Origin of the sequence: Bacillus sp. AY18-3 (assembly GCF_008042305.1) — a bacterium.
Lineage (GTDB): Bacteria > Bacillota > Bacilli > Bacillales > Bacillaceae_G > Bacillus_A > Bacillus_A wiedmannii.
In genome coordinates, this window is the sequence record NZ_QKQR01000021.1 from 85,771 (window position 1) to 99,812 (window position 14,042).

The following is a 14,042-nucleotide window of genomic DNA, read 5'->3' on the forward strand; positions in this document are numbered from 1 at the left end:
AGTCGTATAAACGGCTACTTTTCTTTTTTTTTGCAAAAATGAAAATTTTAGTGGCAAAAAACTAATGCCATTAGTATAATAAAACTAACGGTATTAGTTTTCGTGAAAAGGGAGATGGAAATATGAGAGTGATACATGAAAAAACAGTATATCAATTGTCATTTTTGCCAAGAGTGTTTCCTGTGAATTGTTACTTTGTCGAGGAAGAAGATGGTTTAACTTTAATTGATGCGGCTTTGCCATATAGCGCAAAAGGTATTTTACAGGCGGCTGAGAAAATAGGAAAACCAATTACTAAGATTGTATTAACACATGCGCATGATGATCATATTGGTGCATTAGACGCATTAAAGGAAGTGCTTCCTAATGTTCCAGTCTATATTTCTAAACGGGACGCAAAGCTTTTAGAAGGAGATACGACGTTACAAAAGGATGAACCGAATATACCGATAAAAGGCGGTGTACCTAAAAAGGTAAAAACGGTACCTGATGTTTTATTGGAAGATGGCGACCGAGTTGGATCGCTTCTTGCGATTATGACACCGGGACATACGCCAGGCTCCATGTCGCTTCTTGATGTACGAAATAAAGCTCTTATTGTCGGGGATGCCTTCCAAACAAGAGGAGGTATGGCTGTTTCGGGACAAATGAAATTTTGGTTTCCGTTTCCTGCGATGGCAACGTGGAGCAAAGAAATATCATTACAAAGTGCAGAGAAGCTAAGCGAATATGAGCCTTCCTTACTTGCGGCAGGACATGGGAAAATGATAAATGATCCAGGTGCTATCATAAAACTTGCTATTAAGGAAGCTAAGCGGAATATAGAAAGTAGAAAAGAGGGCTAATTTATGTCACCGAGAATCGGACTTACATTACAGAAAATTGTAGAAACAGCAGCAGAAATTGCAGATACAAATGGAATACAAGAAGTAACGTTAGCTTCATTAGCGCAAACATTAGGGGTACGTTCACCCTCGCTATACAATCATGTGAAAGGTTTACAAGATGTACGGAAAAATCTTGGCATTTACGGAATCAAACAGCTGTATAACAGACTGGAAGAAGCGGCCGAGGGTAAACGGATGGATGAAGCAATTCATGCTTTGGGAGAAGCGTATGTAGCATTCGTACGCAAACATCCTGGACTGTATGAAGCAACTTTTTTACGAGATGAAGAAGTAAGAAAAGCAGGTGACGGAATTGTAAAGCTTTGTCTTCAGGTGTTACAACAGTACGGCTTAGAAGGAGAGAATGCACTTCATGCGACACGTGGATTCAGAAGTATTTGTCACGGGTTTGCGTCGATTGAACAGCAAGGTGGATTTGGTCTGCCGTTAGATTTGGATATAAGTTTACATGTATTATTGGAAACGTTTATTAAAGGATTACATGTAATGCGAAAGTGAACAGGAAGCGAGATAGCCGGAAACCTTAGAAGCAATTCTAAGGTTTTTTTGTGCATATGATTCGAAAAGAATGGTAGGCTTTTTCTCATGAAATGATATCATTTTGCAGGTTTGAAAAATGTATATATCGCTAAGAAAAAGCAAACGAAACTGAATGCGATAGGATCTTGATAGGGATTAGGTTCAGAGCCTTTCTGGATTTCTGTAAGGAAATTATGGGTTTTCATGTTCATTGCTCCTTTATATAAGAGTACTTTTAATGAAACTAACGCTTACTAATAGGGTGGCACTAATAAATACTAGGAAAAAGGTAGTGTTACGATTTTTATAATTGTTAAGTGCTATAAATAGCAAACAAATGAGAAATAACATATGTAAAGGTATAGAAATGAACAGTGGTTTTGAAGTTAATATATCAATCAACAATTTTACATATAGGATTGCATAAGCCATTAAGAAGATAACTTTAAAATATTTTGGCATGATTACACCTTCCTACCATGGTTTGTTTAGGGATTATATTGTTATTATAAGTTACCTCTTGAATATTTGTGCTTTTCTGTAATTACAACGTTTTTTAGTATTTCTAAATAGATTTGATTGATTTGAAATGTAAGAAAGATTTTTAATGAATATGATTTAGAAAGAATAGAATACTAAAGGAGAATGTATGAAGAAAGGTAGGAGTATTCTATGCAAAATTTAACAGAGCTTGAAGTAGAAAACTTACGCCATTTAATTGGTGGACATGCAACAATTATTAATAAGTTAGACCAGTACGCACAGGCTTGTACAGATCCACAACTGAAACAAATGCTACAAAAGGATGCACAAGATGCACGAAATACGAAACAGCAATTGATGACTTTTCTAGGATAGGAGGAAGCGACAGATGAATGAAAAAGATATGGTAAATGATTATTTAGCAGGATTAAATGCAAGTTTAACAAGTTATGCAAATTATATTTCTCAGTCTGATAATGAACAGTTACATCAAACGTTAATCCAAATTCGTAATCAGGATGAGATGCGTCAACGTAATATGTATGAGTACGCAAAGCAAAAGAGTTATTACAAACCAGCAGCACCTGCTAACCCAATGATTGTACAGCAATTAAAAGGTCAATTAAGTGCGGAATAATGGGATGAAGAAACGAGCGAATGAAGTCGCTCGTTTTTTTGTTTTGGGCATGTCAATAAATATATAATAAATATTTTTTCAGTTGTAACAAATATGACGAAAATGGAATATAACAATTCACAAAAAGGACAAAAGCTTGCTCAATATTTCACAAAGTATCCATGGTTTATATCGTGGGAATCTATATAATGAGGAGTGTAAAGAACAAAAGAAATAGATTATATGATCAATTAGGAGAGATTGCTATGAAAAGAAATACAAGAAAAATTGCAATTATCGGTACTGGATTAGTTGGATCAAGTTGTGCATATTCCATTGTAAATCAAGGCATTTGCGAAGAACTATTATTAATTGATATAAATCATGAACGTGCAGTTGGGGAAGCAATGGATTTATCACACTGCATTAACTTTACAAATACAAGAACAAAAGTATATGCAGGAAGCTATGAAGACTGCAAAGATATGGACATCGTTATTATTACAGCAGGACCAGCACCAAAACCTGGACAAAGTCGCTTAGATACTTTAGGAGCGAGTGCGAAGATTATGGAAAGTATTGTTGGCGGCGTAATGGAAAGTGGATTTGATGGTATTTTCTTACTTGCATCGAACCCAGTTGATATTATTACATATCAAGTGTGGAAATTATCTGGATTACCTAGAAATCGTGTGATCGGTACTGGTACATCACTAGATTCTTCTCGCTTAAGAACAATTTTATCTGAAATGTTACATGTAGATCCTCGTAGTATTCATGGGTATTCTCTAGGAGAACATGGTGATTCTCAAATGGTTGCTTGGTCTCACGTAACTGTTGGCGGAAAGCCGATTCTACAAATTTTAGAAGAGAAAAAAGACCGATTTGGTGAAATAGATTTAGATGAAATTGTTGAGAAGACTGCAAAAGCTGGATGGGAAATTTATAAACGAAAAGGTACTACTTATTACGGAATCGGAAATTCTCTAGCATATATTGCGAGCTCAATCTTTAACGATGATTACCGTGTCATTGCTGTATCAGCTATTTTAGATGGGGAGTACGGTGAGTATGATATTTGTACAGGAGTGCCAGCTATTATTACTAGAGATGGTATAAAAGAAATTGTAGAACTAAACTTAACAGAGGATGAAGAATCTCGATTCGCAAAATCAAACGATATTTTACGTGATTATATGAAAACAATTGGTTACTAACTTATAGGAGAAGGTGAAACAAATGAAGGAATATATAATGTCTCGTGTATTTAAAGCATCTGCTGGAATCGCACAAGGTATTTTCGTATCCCTTGGAATTGGTTTACTAATCGAAAATATAGGAAGAATTGTTGATATTCCATTGCTTATTACAATCGGAGTTGTTGCAAAATCGCTTATGGCACCGGCCATTGGTGCCGGAATTGCCTTTATGCTTGGTGCAAATGGTCTTGTAATCTTCTCGGCTATGGTAGCTGGAGCGATTGGTGCTGGATCCATTTCAATTACTGAAGCAGGTCTAATTATTAAAACAGGTGAGCCAATCGGTGCATTATTAACAGCGACTTTAGCTGTATATATTGGTAAACGTTTAAGTGGAAAAACTGCGTTAGATATGATGCTCGTTCCATTTGCGGCAATATTAGGTTCTGGTTTAGTTGGTATTTGGTTGTCTCATAATATTACTCCTGTGTTAAATACAATTGGAGCATTCATTAAAGATAGCTCAGCTGGTAGCCCGTTCATCGCTTCTATTGTTATTGCAGTCGTTTGGGGACTATTACTTATCTCTCCAGCTTCATCAGCTGCGTTAGCGATCGCACTTAGCTTAGACGGTGTTGCAGGTGGTGCTGCTCTTGCAGGCTGCGTTGCTCAGTTTATCGGATTCTCTGTAATCTCAGCGAAAGAAAATAATTTAGGCGGCATATTAGCTCAAGCGCTTTGTACTCCGAAAGTACAGTTGCCAAATATCACTAAAAATCCAATGATTCTCGTCCCAACTGTCGTCGCCAGTGCTATAGTTGGTCCAGTATCCGCATTAATTTTCCAACTAGAAGCAGGAAAAGAAATTGCAGGTCTTGGATTAAGTTCTCTTATCGCACCAATTAATTTAATTTCTAGCGAAGGATGGGAAGTTGTCCCAGCGATGGTAATCACTTATATCATCATTCCAGTAGCTGTTTCTTATATACTTTACATTGCTCTTAAAAAAGCAGGTCGTATTCACTCTGGTGATATGACTGTACCGCAATCTTAAATTGAAAATCTCCTTTTATATAGAGAAAAGCAGACTGGAAGCCACAGTCTGCTTTTTACATTTTGTGATTTTGTTTTACTGGAACACGTACAGTTTCTTTTGCTAATAAAAGCTGAACGCCGAAGTAAAGTATGCTTGCAAGCGTCATTCCAGAAATGGCGTCTACAAATGCGTGTTGCTTCGTAAATAGCGTTGATAAAATAATAAGCGTACCGAAGAAGGTAAGAATATAATATTCAAAAGCATGTTGTTCTCTACGTTTAAAGGCAGCTAGCATAATCACAAAGGTAGTAAGAACGTGAATGCTAGGGAAACAGTTTACCGGTTGGTCGATACTATAAATATAGCGGACTAGTTCGGAAAATACGTCGGATCCAACGACTGTTGGACGTGGTACAGTTGTCTGCCAAAAATAATAAATAGAAAAACAAGCAAGTTTTCCAAGAATTATACTACTTAAAGTGACATAATATTGTTTTCGATTCGCAAAGCAATAATAAATAAGTGCGCCGTATAAGTAAGGAAACCAAAGTAAATAAGGAATAATAAATGCTTTCACAAATGGAATCCAATCATCTACTACAGTTGTGACATCTACTGCGTGTACAGTAGATTTATTTAATACATCGTAAAGGGGACTTACGAGTACGAGTAGAAGTATATAACTTAACGGAAGAAAAGATGAAAGTTTAAATTTCTTCATGATAATCTCCTATGTGTAGTAATGTAAATAAATTCAATTGATTATAATATAGAAACGTCATTTGAGCTATCGATTTTACTTACATTTTCTTGAATTCACCTTACGTTTTTGTCACTTGACTTAAAAGAAGGGGAGGGTGCTAAATGAAGCGTTTATCGTATTTCTTATTTTTTATATTGATATGCCTAGTCAGTGCGGGGTGTGCAAAGGATAAAGAAGGAGAGAAATTAGAATATAACGGAAGAGCACTCGTAATTGGAGTTATTGGAGAAAAGCCGAAAGATACGTTTAGGAATATAAAGTTTGAGGAAATAAAGTTAGAGGAACTGGAAAAGAAGTCTAAGGAAGTGGATGGTTTTTTAATAATGAAAGATCACTTTCAAGAAGCCTCAACAGAGCAGTATAAAAATGTATTTTCATCGCTAAAGAAACCAGTATTTTTTATCGGTTTGCAAGATAAATCATATTCAACGTTTATTACAAAGGGGATAGAGTATAACAGTGCACGAAAAGATGTAAATGCTATGTATACGCAAGGCTTTGCAAATATCGGAAGTGGTGAAGGACAACAATGGGCAGTCGGTTTGTCCAATGGTGGAAATACTGAAGAAAGTATTCATAATATGTATATCGTCGTATTTCAAACAATTGCAGATTATTTGAATAGATGATGAAGGAGCCTGTAAACGAGGCTTCTTATTTTTTTATGTAGAAGCATATAACAATGTGATTGAGAAGCTCAAGAAAGCTTTACAATGTATGCCAGATGCATTCGCTGCTGTAATGATACCGATTTATAATTTTATATCAGCTATTGCAGATTTAATTATAAAGTTTTAATGAAGCGCATCCAGGAATCGGTTATATAGTGGTTCAAATGATTTCGTTATTTATGCGATTACTTGTTGGGATTGCTAAAGCTATTTTGTCCTACACTAGTAGGGTTTTTTTATTAACAGTAATTCCTCAGTATTTATGAAATATGCAAATATGCATATTGTATTTATTTGGATATTTTCGTATGTTAAAATTAAATATAAGGATTTTTGTATGTAACGAACTAAAATCAGAAATATCCAATGAATTTTGAGAGGTGTTACATGTTTAAAAACAAGAAATTAATTCGATTTGGTCTAACATTACTAGTATGTTTATATGTAATTGATTTTACAATCAGTTATTTTCAAACATATCTTGAATCAGCGGCAGGGATTAGATGGGTAGTATCAGAAACTTGGAGAACTATTTTGTTAGATGCCCCTGAAAGTATATTGGTTATTTTAGGCGCAATTGCTTTATATGATTTCACAAAAGAAACATCACCAAAAGACGCATCCATTTAAATGCGTCTTTTTTATTTGCAGTAATTTCTTCAACATCATGGCATACTCTCACTATTACGGTCAAAATCGTTAGTTCCTTTTATCTGTACATCTTTGTCATGTAAAGTGTCTCCAGGTTTTGTGACTATAGGATGAAATGGTTAAATAAATGTTTGTTTGAGATGTATGTTCGGTAGGAAGAAACCGATGCAGCCCAAGGGTTAGAAAAGAAAAATAGGGAGCTAATCAAACGTTTGTTTAAGATGTATGTTCGGTAGGAAGAAACCGATGCAATTCAAGGGTTAACAAAGAAAAATGTGGAATTAATCAAACGTTTGTTTAAGATGTATGTTCGGTAGGAAGAAACCGATGTAGCCCAAGAGTTAGCAAAGAAAAATAGGGAGTTAATCAAACGTTTGTTTAAGATATATGTTCGGCGAGTGATGAGAGAAGAATCTAAAAAAATATATATTTATTTTTTCTTAACAAATGGCGGGAAAATAAGGAAAATTCGCAGGATTATTAAAATTTATCACGAAATAAGTAAAAGTTTAGCGAATAATCGTTTGAAATAATAAAACGTTTTCTATATGATAAAGGTAAAGGTTAGTAAAAAAGTAGGTGAATTTATGACAGTAACATTTTATTCATATCCAAAGTGTGGCACATGTCAAAAAGCAAAGAAATGGTTTGAGGCAAACGATGTAGCATATGAGATGATTCATATTGTTGAAAATCCACCATCAAAAGAAGATTTACGTAATTTACATGAAAAAAGTGAATTACCATTAAAAAAATTCTTTAATACAAGTGGAATGCGTTACCGCGAACTTGGTCTGAAAGATAAGTTAAAGGATGCAAGTGAAGACGAAATGTACGAACTTTTAGCATCTGATGGCATGTTGATTAAACGTCCAATCGTAACAAATGGAACGAATGTAACACTTGGTTTTAACGAAGAGCAGTTTGAAAGTGTGTGGAAAAAGTACCAATAAGGTATTTTTACATAATTAATACATTCACTGGAGGTACAGTCATGAGCATTCCAAATAATTTACGTTACTCTGAAGAACACGAATGGGTAAAAACTGAAGGTAATGAAGTTGTTATCGGTATTACTCACTTTGCACAAGGTGAGCTAGGCGATATCGTATTCGTTGAACTTCCTGAAGTAGGTGCAACAATCGAAGCTGACGAGCCATTCGGAAGCGTAGAATCTGTTAAAACAGTTTCTGAGTTATACGCACCTGTAAGTGGTAAAGTTGTAGCAGTAAACGAAGAATTAAGTGACCAACCAGAACTTGTTAACGAATCTCCATACGAGGGTGCATGGATGGTTAAAGTTGAACTTTCTGATGCAAGCCAAGTTGAGAAGTTATTAACTGCAGAAAAATATGCAGAAATGACAAACCAAGACTAATTATAGTCGACTAAAGGACAGCCTTTGTGCTGTCCTTTTTTATTTTGTGTAAAATAATGAACGTAGAATCATATACTAATTATCGTGTAGGAGAGTGTTTTTTGAAAAAACGATTTCGTTTAATTTTTTATTGTCCAGCTCCAGTGGCTAGAACAGTCGGTCATTTCACTCTTTCGCTTGAGGCAAAAAGCGCCTCTAGTTCAAGAGTTCCAATGCCCTCTTGTTCTGAACGAGCCGCTTCCGCTTTTCTTTATGATCCAGCTTCAGCGGCTAGATTGTTCGGTGGCTTCGCTTCTTCCTACAAGGCAAAAAGCGCCTTTACGTCAGAAGCTCCATCCCCCTCACAATCTGAACGAGCCGCTTCCGCTTTTCTTTATGATCCAGCTTCAGCGGCTAGATTGTTCGGTGGCTTCGATTCTTCCTACAAGGCAAAAAGCGCCTTTACGTCAGAAGCTCCATCCCCCTCACAATCTGAACGAGCCGCTTCCGCTTTTCTTTGTGATCCAGCTCCAGCGGCTAGAACAGTCGGTCATTTCACTCCTGAACTTGAGGCAAAAAGCGCCTCTAGTTCAGGAGTTCCAATGTCCTCTTGTTCTGAGCAAGCCGCTTCCGCTTTTCTTTTGCAAAAATAAACAGGAAACAACATGAAAATAACGAATATACTATATACTAAGTTAAAGGTTGTATAGTATATGGTGATCGGGTGATGACATATGATTTATGTAGAAAAAGTCATTATTGTAGAAGGTAAATCAGATAGAAGAAAGATTGAATCTATTATTCGTGAACCGGTGGAAATTGTTTGTACAAATGGTACAATTGGTTTATCGAAAATGGATGAGCTCATTGATCAGTTTTTTGATAAGGAAGTGTATGTACTAGTGGATGCTGATGATGCTGGAGAAAAGTTAAGGAAGCAATTTCGAAAAGAATTTCCGCAAGCAGAGCATATTTACATTGATCGCTCGTACCGAGAAGTGGCAACTGCGCCATCTTCACACTTAGCAAATGTATTATGGGGAGCTGACATTGACGTTTATACAGAATATTTACGGTAAGGAATGATAGAAGTGATTGATTGGACAGGAGCCGAAGCTACAGCCCTAATAGAGAACGAAGAAAAAACAGTGTTATATGTATATACTCCAATGTGTGGAACATGCCAATTAGCAAAAAAGATGTTAACAGTTGTTGAGATGACAATTGAAGACCTCCAAATTGGAATGTTAGATTTAAATTATGCTCCGCATTTAGCGAAAGAGTATGGAATCGAAAGTGTACCGTGTTTACTTGTTTTTGAAAATGGGACACTCATGAAGAAGATATATGCATTTCATTCGGTTGAATATTTATATACGGAATTAAAGTAGGCGGCAAAGTTTTTGCCGCCTCGACATATTTCTCGGGAAATATGTCGAGATGCAGGGTGGTTACAGTATTTGTCGAGCGAAAGTAACAGGATTGCTCTTTAGTGAGAGGGAATGGTATGTGTAATAGAAAGTGATATGAAGGATGTGATTTAGGGTGAAATTATATTCTTTGCTGCAATCATTTGTAAATTACGCTAATGGTCAATATCATTTAGAGCCGCTTTTAAGACAAGGAGAAAAAACTGTTAATTTTCGCTTTGGAGATGAAAGTTGTTCGTTACAAATTTCAAGAGATTATATAGAGCTGCTACATGAGGAAAGAGGAACGGAGCAAATCGTTTGTGTAGATGAGGAAGATGTAAAACAATTGGTGAACGGAAATGTACGATTGCAAACACTAATGAACGATGGACGTGTACAATATTCGGGAACGTATCGAACGATGCTATTAGTTGAATCGATGTTCCATATATGTAAACCGATGTCAGTAGGTGCTTAAAATTCTGAAGTTTCATTTTTTACGAAAATTTCTGTTGACATGGTGTGTGGATATTGATACAATTCAATTCATAAAATATAGACAATTTCATAAATTACAAATCAGACGAAAATGTAATCTGATTTCTCTTATCAAGAGAGGTGGAGGGACTGTGCCCTGTGAAGCCCGGCAACCGTCAACTTATGTTGAAATGGTGCCAATTCCTGCAAAGCAAATGCTTTGAGAGATGAGAGAGAGGGATAATGTTGTTATATACGCATATAAACCTTTCTGCTTCTCTAAAGCGGAAAGGTTTTTTTATTGTTTGAATGTGGAGGACATTCAAACAATAAAAGTAGTGATAACGGTGGACTACACGCATTAAAAATAAAAAATTGCGGAGTCGACCAAAAATCTAGCTTCAGCGGCTAGAACAGTCGGTCGTTTCATCCCTTCCTATGAGGCAAAAAGCACCTCTTCGTCAGGGATTCGGGCGTCCTCTTGTTCTAAACGAGCCGCTTACGCTTTTTAAACAAAAAAAGGGGTGAACATCATGATCTTGTTAGAAAATGTAAAGAAAATATATAAAGCAAAAAGCGGTGATGTCACTGCTGTAGATAATGCCAATTTAAAAATAGACAAAGGTGAAATATTTGGTGTGATCGGATATAGTGGCGCTGGGAAAAGTTCTTTAATCAGATTATTCAATCAGTTAGAGAAACCAACTTCTGGCCAAATTACAATTGCAAATCGTGTGATTTCAGCAATTACAGGGAGTGAACTTCGTAAGGCAAGGCAAGAAATCGGAATGATTTTTCAGCACTTCAACTTACTTTGGTCACGAACTGTACGCGAAAATATCGAGTTCCCACTTGAAATTGCAGGTGTTGATAAGGCGAAGAGAAGAAAACGAGTGGATGAGTTAATTCATCTTGTTGGATTAGAAGGAAGAGGGGACGCGTATCCATCTCAGCTGAGCGGAGGACAAAAGCAACGCGTTGGTATTGCAAGAGCATTAGCTAACAATCCACAAGTGCTTTTATGTGATGAAGCGACATCAGCTCTTGATCCAGAAACGACAGATCAAATTTTAGATTTATTATTAGATATTAATAAGCGTCTCGGTTTAACAATTGTACTCATTACACACGAGATGCACGTGATTCGAAAGATTTGTAATCGAGTGGCGGTAATGGAGAAAGGGAAGATTGTAGAAACGGGTCCAGTACTTGATGTATTCCGCAATCCGCAGAAAGACATTACGAAACGATTTGTACAGCAGTTAACGGATTCTGAAGATACAAATGAAACGATTGAAAGTTTAATTGAAAAGTATCCAGATGGTAAAGTAGTTCGTTTGCAGTTTATCGGTGAAGCTGTAGAAAGACCAGTACTTCAAAGATTAATGCAACGTAGTGATATAGAAGTTAGCATTTTGCAAGGAAACATCGCCCAAACAAATAACGGCTCTTACGGTAGTTTAGTTGTTCATTTAAATGGTGAGGAAACAGCGATTCAGCAAGCAATAGAGGGAATACATCAAGATCAAGTAGAGCTGGAGGTGATTGCACATGGATAAGTTACTCACAAATATTGATTGGAATCAAATGTTAGAAGCAACTGGTGAAACGTTATATATGACGGCAATCGCAGCTCTTGCCACATTTGTTTTAGGACTAATTTTAGGATTGTTACTCTTTATGACAGCGAAAGATAATTTATGGGAAAACAAATCGGTTAACACGGCGATTGGAGCGTTCGTAAACATCTTCCGCTCGATACCGTTCATCATTTTAATCATTTTATTAATCCCATTCACAAAGATTCTGCTTGGAACAATTCTTGGAGCGAGTGCAGCACTGCCAGCTTTAATTATTGGAGCGGCACCGTTTTACGCGAGAATGGTTGAAATTGCACTTCGTGAAATTGATAAAGGTGTAATTGAAGCTTCAAAAGCAATGGGAGCAAAAACAAGCACTATTATTTTGAAAGTATTAATTCCAGAATCGTTACCAGCATTAGTATCTGGTATTACGGTTACAACAATCGCTTTAGTAGGCTATACAGCAATGGCGGGGGTTGTTGGTGCTGGTGGCCTTGGAACACTTGCTTATTTAGAAGGATTCCAGCGAGGAAATAACGATGTAACAATCGTTGCGACAATTTGTGTATTACTAGTGGTATTTTTCATTCAGTGGATTGGTGATAGTGTAACGACTCGAATAGATAAACGATAATAAAAAAACAGGAGGATGTTTCAAATGAAAAAATTATTACTTACAGCACTTATTTCAACTTCTATTTTGGGGTTAGCTGCTTGTGGCGGGAAAGATAAAGATGAAAAGAAACTAGTTGTGGGGGCTTCTAACGTGCCGCACGCTGAAATTTTAGAAAAGGCAAAACCGTTACTTGAGAAAAAAGGAATTGAATTAGAAGTGAAAAAGTTCCAAGATTACGTGTTACCAAATAAATCGTTAGCGGATAAGGATTTAGATGCAAACTACTTCCAGCATATTCCGTATTTAGAAAAAGAAATGAAAGATAAAAAATATGATTTTGAAATAGCAGGGAAAATTCACTTGGAACCAATTGGTGTATATTCTCAAGAATATAAGAGCTTAAAAGAACTTCCAGACGGGGCGACAATTATTATGAGTAATTCCGTTACTGACCATGGACGTGGTTTAGCAATTTTACAAAAAGAAGGCATTTTAAAAATTAAAGACGGAGTAGATCCAGTTAGTGCAACTCCAAAAGATATTGCAGATAATCCGAAAAACTTAAAGTTCAAAACGGATATCGAGCCTGGTTTGTTACCACAAGTGTATAACAATAAAGAAGGCGACGCTGTTTTAATTAACTCGAACTATGCAATTGATGCGAAATTAAATCCAGAAAAAGATGCAATTGCAATTGAAGGTGATGATTCTCCATACGCAAACGTATTAGTGGTTCGTAAAGGTGATAAAGATAAAAAAGGGATTAAAGAGCTTGTAGAAGTATTGCATTCTAAAGAAATCGAAGACTTTATTAATAAAGAATATAAAGGAGCGGTTGTTCCTGTAAAAGAATAATTGCTGAAAAGAGCTGGTGTATGCCAGCCTTTTTTATAACTACATAACTATAGGGGAGAAGGGGACATCATATGAAAAAGATTCTATTGTCAGTTGTTACAGCGCTGTCTGTATTTACATTAGCTGCTTGCGGAGGGAAAGAAGAGAATAAGCTTGTGGTGGGAGCTTCTAACGTGCCGCATGCTGTTATTTTAGAAAAGGCACAGCCGATACTAGAGAAAAAGGGCATTAAATTAGAGATTAAAAAGTTCCAGGATTATGTTTTGCCGAATAAAGCGTTAGCGGATAAGGAAATTGATGCGAACTACTTCCAACACATTCCTTACTTAGATAAAGAAATTCAAGAAAAGGGATATAAAATTTTAAACGCAGGAAAAATCCATTTAGAGCCAATGGGCATTTATTCTAAGAAGTATAAAAGTTTAAAAGAATTGCCAGATGGCGGAACAGTTATTATGAGTAATAACGTAGCGGAGCGTGGCCGTATGCTCGCATTGTTACAAAAAGGTGGCGTTATTAAATTAAAAGACGGTGTAGATGTTGTTAAAGCAACAGTAAAAGATGTTGTAGAAAATCCGAAAAACTTAAAGTTTAAAACAGATGTAGAACCGGGACTTTCACCGAAGCTATATGAAAATAATGAAGGTGATGCTTTATTCATTAATTCAAACTACGCAATTGATGCGAAATTAAATCCAACAAAGGATGCAATTGCGATTGAAGGATCAGACTCTCCGTATGCAAATATTATTGCAGTTCGTAAAGGTGACGAGAAGAAAAAAGAAATTAAAGAACTAGTAGAAGTACTGCATTCAAAAGAAATTCAAGATTTTATTAATAAAGAATATAAAGGTGCTGTACTTCCGGTAAGTGAATAAATATAAGGGAAGGACTGG

Annotated in this window: 20 protein-coding genes, 1 pseudogene and 1 riboswitch; of the genes and pseudogenes, 20 read left to right on the forward strand and 1 reads right to left on the reverse strand. The window is 36.2% G+C overall.

Annotated features, from left to right (window positions below; genetic code table 11):
- Nucleotides 1-122: 122 nt before the first annotated feature.
- The 6 genes from DM800_RS18985 (at nucleotide 123) to DM800_RS19015 (ending at nucleotide 4,779) form a co-directional block, all read left to right on the forward strand.
- Nucleotides 123-845, forward strand: coding sequence for an MBL fold metallo-hydrolase (locus DM800_RS18985; RefSeq protein WP_147787351.1), 723 nt, complete (start codon nucleotides 123-125; stop codon nucleotides 843-845).
- A gap of 3 nt (nucleotides 846-848) precedes the next feature.
- Nucleotides 849-1,406, forward strand: a complete 558-nt coding sequence (locus tag DM800_RS18990) for a TetR/AcrR family transcriptional regulator (RefSeq protein ID WP_147787352.1) — start codon at nucleotides 849-851, stop codon at nucleotides 1,404-1,406.
- 693 nt (nucleotides 1,407-2,099) lie between these two features.
- Nucleotides 2,100-2,285, forward strand: coding sequence for a hypothetical protein (locus DM800_RS19000; RefSeq protein ID WP_001180550.1), 186 nt, complete (start codon nucleotides 2,100-2,102; stop codon nucleotides 2,283-2,285).
- Between the two features lie 13 nt (nucleotides 2,286-2,298).
- Nucleotides 2,299-2,547, forward strand: a complete 249-nt coding sequence (locus tag DM800_RS19005) for a spore coat protein (RefSeq protein ID WP_001002991.1) — start codon at nucleotides 2,299-2,301, stop codon at nucleotides 2,545-2,547.
- 245 nt (nucleotides 2,548-2,792) lie between these two features.
- Nucleotides 2,793-3,743: an L-lactate dehydrogenase gene (locus DM800_RS19010; RefSeq protein WP_088608556.1), complete on the forward strand. Its 951-nt coding sequence runs from the start codon at nucleotides 2,793-2,795 to the stop codon at nucleotides 3,741-3,743.
- 22 nt (nucleotides 3,744-3,765) lie between these two features.
- Nucleotides 3,766-4,779 carry a PTS sugar transporter subunit IIC gene (locus DM800_RS19015; RefSeq protein ID WP_000666174.1) on the forward strand — a complete coding sequence of 338 codons (1,014 nt, stop codon included), beginning with the start codon at nucleotides 3,766-3,768 and terminating at the stop codon, nucleotides 4,777-4,779.
- Nucleotides 4,780-4,834: 55 nt separating this feature from the next.
- Here the strand turns inward: DM800_RS19015 and DM800_RS19020 are convergent, their stop codons facing one another.
- On the reverse strand, nucleotides 4,835-5,482 hold the full coding sequence (locus DM800_RS19020) for a phosphatase PAP2 family protein (protein WP_048542336.1): 648 nt from the start codon (nucleotides 5,480-5,482) through the stop codon (nucleotides 4,835-4,837).
- A gap of 143 nt (nucleotides 5,483-5,625) precedes the next feature.
- Here DM800_RS19020 and DM800_RS19025 point away from each other — a divergent pair, with 143 nt between their 5' ends.
- The 14 genes and pseudogenes from DM800_RS19025 to metQ (DM800_RS19090) all read left to right on the forward strand — a co-directional run bounded on the left by DM800_RS19025 (nucleotide 5,626) and on the right by metQ (DM800_RS19090) (nucleotide 14,024).
- Nucleotides 5,626-6,153 carry a hypothetical protein gene (locus tag DM800_RS19025; protein ID WP_098078325.1) on the forward strand — a complete coding sequence of 176 codons (528 nt, stop codon included), beginning with the start codon at nucleotides 5,626-5,628 and terminating at the stop codon, nucleotides 6,151-6,153.
- A gap of 55 nt (nucleotides 6,154-6,208) precedes the next feature.
- On the forward strand, nucleotides 6,209-6,322 hold the full coding sequence (locus DM800_RS19030) for a tail length tape measure protein (RefSeq protein ID WP_137012387.1): 114 nt from the start codon (nucleotides 6,209-6,211) through the stop codon (nucleotides 6,320-6,322).
- 13 nt (nucleotides 6,323-6,335) lie between these two features.
- Nucleotides 6,336-6,461 (forward strand): annotated as a pseudogene (locus DM800_RS29960) (quinol oxidase); the annotation flags it as partial.
- Between the two features lie 121 nt (nucleotides 6,462-6,582).
- Nucleotides 6,583-6,825: a DUF3937 family protein gene (locus tag DM800_RS19040; RefSeq protein WP_141499166.1), complete on the forward strand. Its 243-nt coding sequence runs from the start codon at nucleotides 6,583-6,585 to the stop codon at nucleotides 6,823-6,825.
- 608 nt (nucleotides 6,826-7,433) lie between these two features.
- Nucleotides 7,434-7,799, forward strand: coding sequence for an arsenate reductase family protein (locus tag DM800_RS19045; protein WP_000218969.1), 366 nt, complete (start codon nucleotides 7,434-7,436; stop codon nucleotides 7,797-7,799).
- 41 nt (nucleotides 7,800-7,840) lie between these two features.
- Entirely contained in the window at nucleotides 7,841-8,224 is a 384-nt protein-coding gene (gene gcvH / locus DM800_RS19050; RefSeq protein ID WP_000026896.1) for a glycine cleavage system protein GcvH, read from the forward strand.
- 101 nt (nucleotides 8,225-8,325) lie between these two features.
- A complete protein-coding gene (locus DM800_RS29275; RefSeq protein WP_179955687.1) occupies nucleotides 8,326-8,856 on the forward strand; it encodes a hypothetical protein in 531 nt (176 codons plus the stop codon).
- Between the two features lie 81 nt (nucleotides 8,857-8,937).
- Entirely contained in the window at nucleotides 8,938-9,282 is a 345-nt protein-coding gene (locus DM800_RS19055) for a toprim domain-containing protein (protein ID WP_000640866.1), read from the forward strand.
- A gap of 3 nt (nucleotides 9,283-9,285) precedes the next feature.
- Entirely contained in the window at nucleotides 9,286-9,594 is a 309-nt protein-coding gene (locus DM800_RS19060; RefSeq protein WP_076541789.1) for a thioredoxin family protein, read from the forward strand.
- A 154-nt stretch (nucleotides 9,595-9,748) separates the two neighbouring features.
- Complete coding sequence (locus DM800_RS19065; protein ID WP_048542324.1) at nucleotides 9,749-10,093, forward strand: hypothetical protein; 345 nt, start codon at nucleotides 9,749-9,751, stop codon at nucleotides 10,091-10,093.
- A gap of 125 nt (nucleotides 10,094-10,218) precedes the next feature.
- Nucleotides 10,219-10,326: riboswitch (SAM riboswitch) on the forward strand.
- A gap of 299 nt (nucleotides 10,327-10,625) precedes the next feature.
- Nucleotides 10,626-11,651 carry a methionine ABC transporter ATP-binding protein gene (locus tag DM800_RS19075; RefSeq protein ID WP_000601756.1) on the forward strand — a complete coding sequence of 342 codons (1,026 nt, stop codon included), beginning with the start codon at nucleotides 10,626-10,628 and terminating at the stop codon, nucleotides 11,649-11,651.
- Entirely contained in the window at nucleotides 11,644-12,309 is a 666-nt protein-coding gene (locus tag DM800_RS19080) for a methionine ABC transporter permease (protein ID WP_000359548.1), read from the forward strand. The genes DM800_RS19075 and DM800_RS19080 overlap by 8 nt, the downstream gene beginning before the upstream one ends.
- A gap of 24 nt (nucleotides 12,310-12,333) precedes the next feature.
- Nucleotides 12,334-13,146: a methionine ABC transporter substrate-binding lipoprotein MetQ gene (gene metQ, locus DM800_RS19085; RefSeq protein ID WP_147787354.1), complete on the forward strand. Its 813-nt coding sequence runs from the start codon at nucleotides 12,334-12,336 to the stop codon at nucleotides 13,144-13,146.
- A 71-nt stretch (nucleotides 13,147-13,217) separates the two neighbouring features.
- A complete protein-coding gene (gene metQ, locus DM800_RS19090) occupies nucleotides 13,218-14,024 on the forward strand; it encodes a methionine ABC transporter substrate-binding lipoprotein MetQ (protein WP_147787355.1) in 807 nt (268 codons plus the stop codon).
- The last annotated feature ends 18 nt before the right edge of the window (nucleotides 14,025-14,042 follow it).

Bases quoted from the DNA above. Each gene is read 5' to 3' on its own strand.
- DM800_RS18985 (WP_147787351.1), top strand. From the start codon at position 123: ATGAGAGTGATACATGAAAAAACAGTATATCAATTGTCATTTTTGCCA.
- DM800_RS19075 (WP_000601756.1), top strand. From the start codon at position 10,626: ATGATCTTGTTAGAAAATGTAAAGAAAATATATAAAGCAAAAAGCGGT.
- DM800_RS19080 (WP_000359548.1), top strand. From the start codon at position 11,644: ATGGATAAGTTACTCACAAATATTGATTGGAATCAAATGTTAGAAGCA.
- DM800_RS18990 (WP_147787352.1), top strand. From the start codon at position 849: ATGTCACCGAGAATCGGACTTACATTACAGAAAATTGTAGAAACAGCA.
- DM800_RS19000 (WP_001180550.1), top strand. From the start codon at position 2,100: ATGCAAAATTTAACAGAGCTTGAAGTAGAAAACTTACGCCATTTAATT.
- metQ (WP_147787355.1), top strand. From the start codon at position 13,218: ATGAAAAAGATTCTATTGTCAGTTGTTACAGCGCTGTCTGTATTTACA.
- DM800_RS19040 (WP_141499166.1), top strand. From the start codon at position 6,583: ATGTTTAAAAACAAGAAATTAATTCGATTTGGTCTAACATTACTAGTA.
- gcvH (WP_000026896.1), top strand. From the start codon at position 7,841: ATGAGCATTCCAAATAATTTACGTTACTCTGAAGAACACGAATGGGTA.
- DM800_RS19010 (WP_088608556.1), top strand. From the start codon at position 2,793: ATGAAAAGAAATACAAGAAAAATTGCAATTATCGGTACTGGATTAGTT.
- DM800_RS19020 (WP_048542336.1), bottom strand. From the start codon at position 5,482: ATGAAGAAATTTAAACTTTCATCTTTTCTTCCGTTAAGTTATATACTT.
- DM800_RS19055 (WP_000640866.1), top strand. From the start codon at position 8,938: ATGATTTATGTAGAAAAAGTCATTATTGTAGAAGGTAAATCAGATAGA.
- metQ (WP_147787354.1), top strand. From the start codon at position 12,334: ATGAAAAAATTATTACTTACAGCACTTATTTCAACTTCTATTTTGGGG.
- DM800_RS19045 (WP_000218969.1), top strand. From the start codon at position 7,434: ATGACAGTAACATTTTATTCATATCCAAAGTGTGGCACATGTCAAAAA.
- DM800_RS19005 (WP_001002991.1), top strand. From the start codon at position 2,299: ATGAATGAAAAAGATATGGTAAATGATTATTTAGCAGGATTAAATGCA.
- DM800_RS19060 (WP_076541789.1), top strand. From the start codon at position 9,286: ATGATAGAAGTGATTGATTGGACAGGAGCCGAAGCTACAGCCCTAATA.
- DM800_RS19015 (WP_000666174.1), top strand. From the start codon at position 3,766: ATGAAGGAATATATAATGTCTCGTGTATTTAAAGCATCTGCTGGAATC.
- DM800_RS19025 (WP_098078325.1), top strand. From the start codon at position 5,626: ATGAAGCGTTTATCGTATTTCTTATTTTTTATATTGATATGCCTAGTC.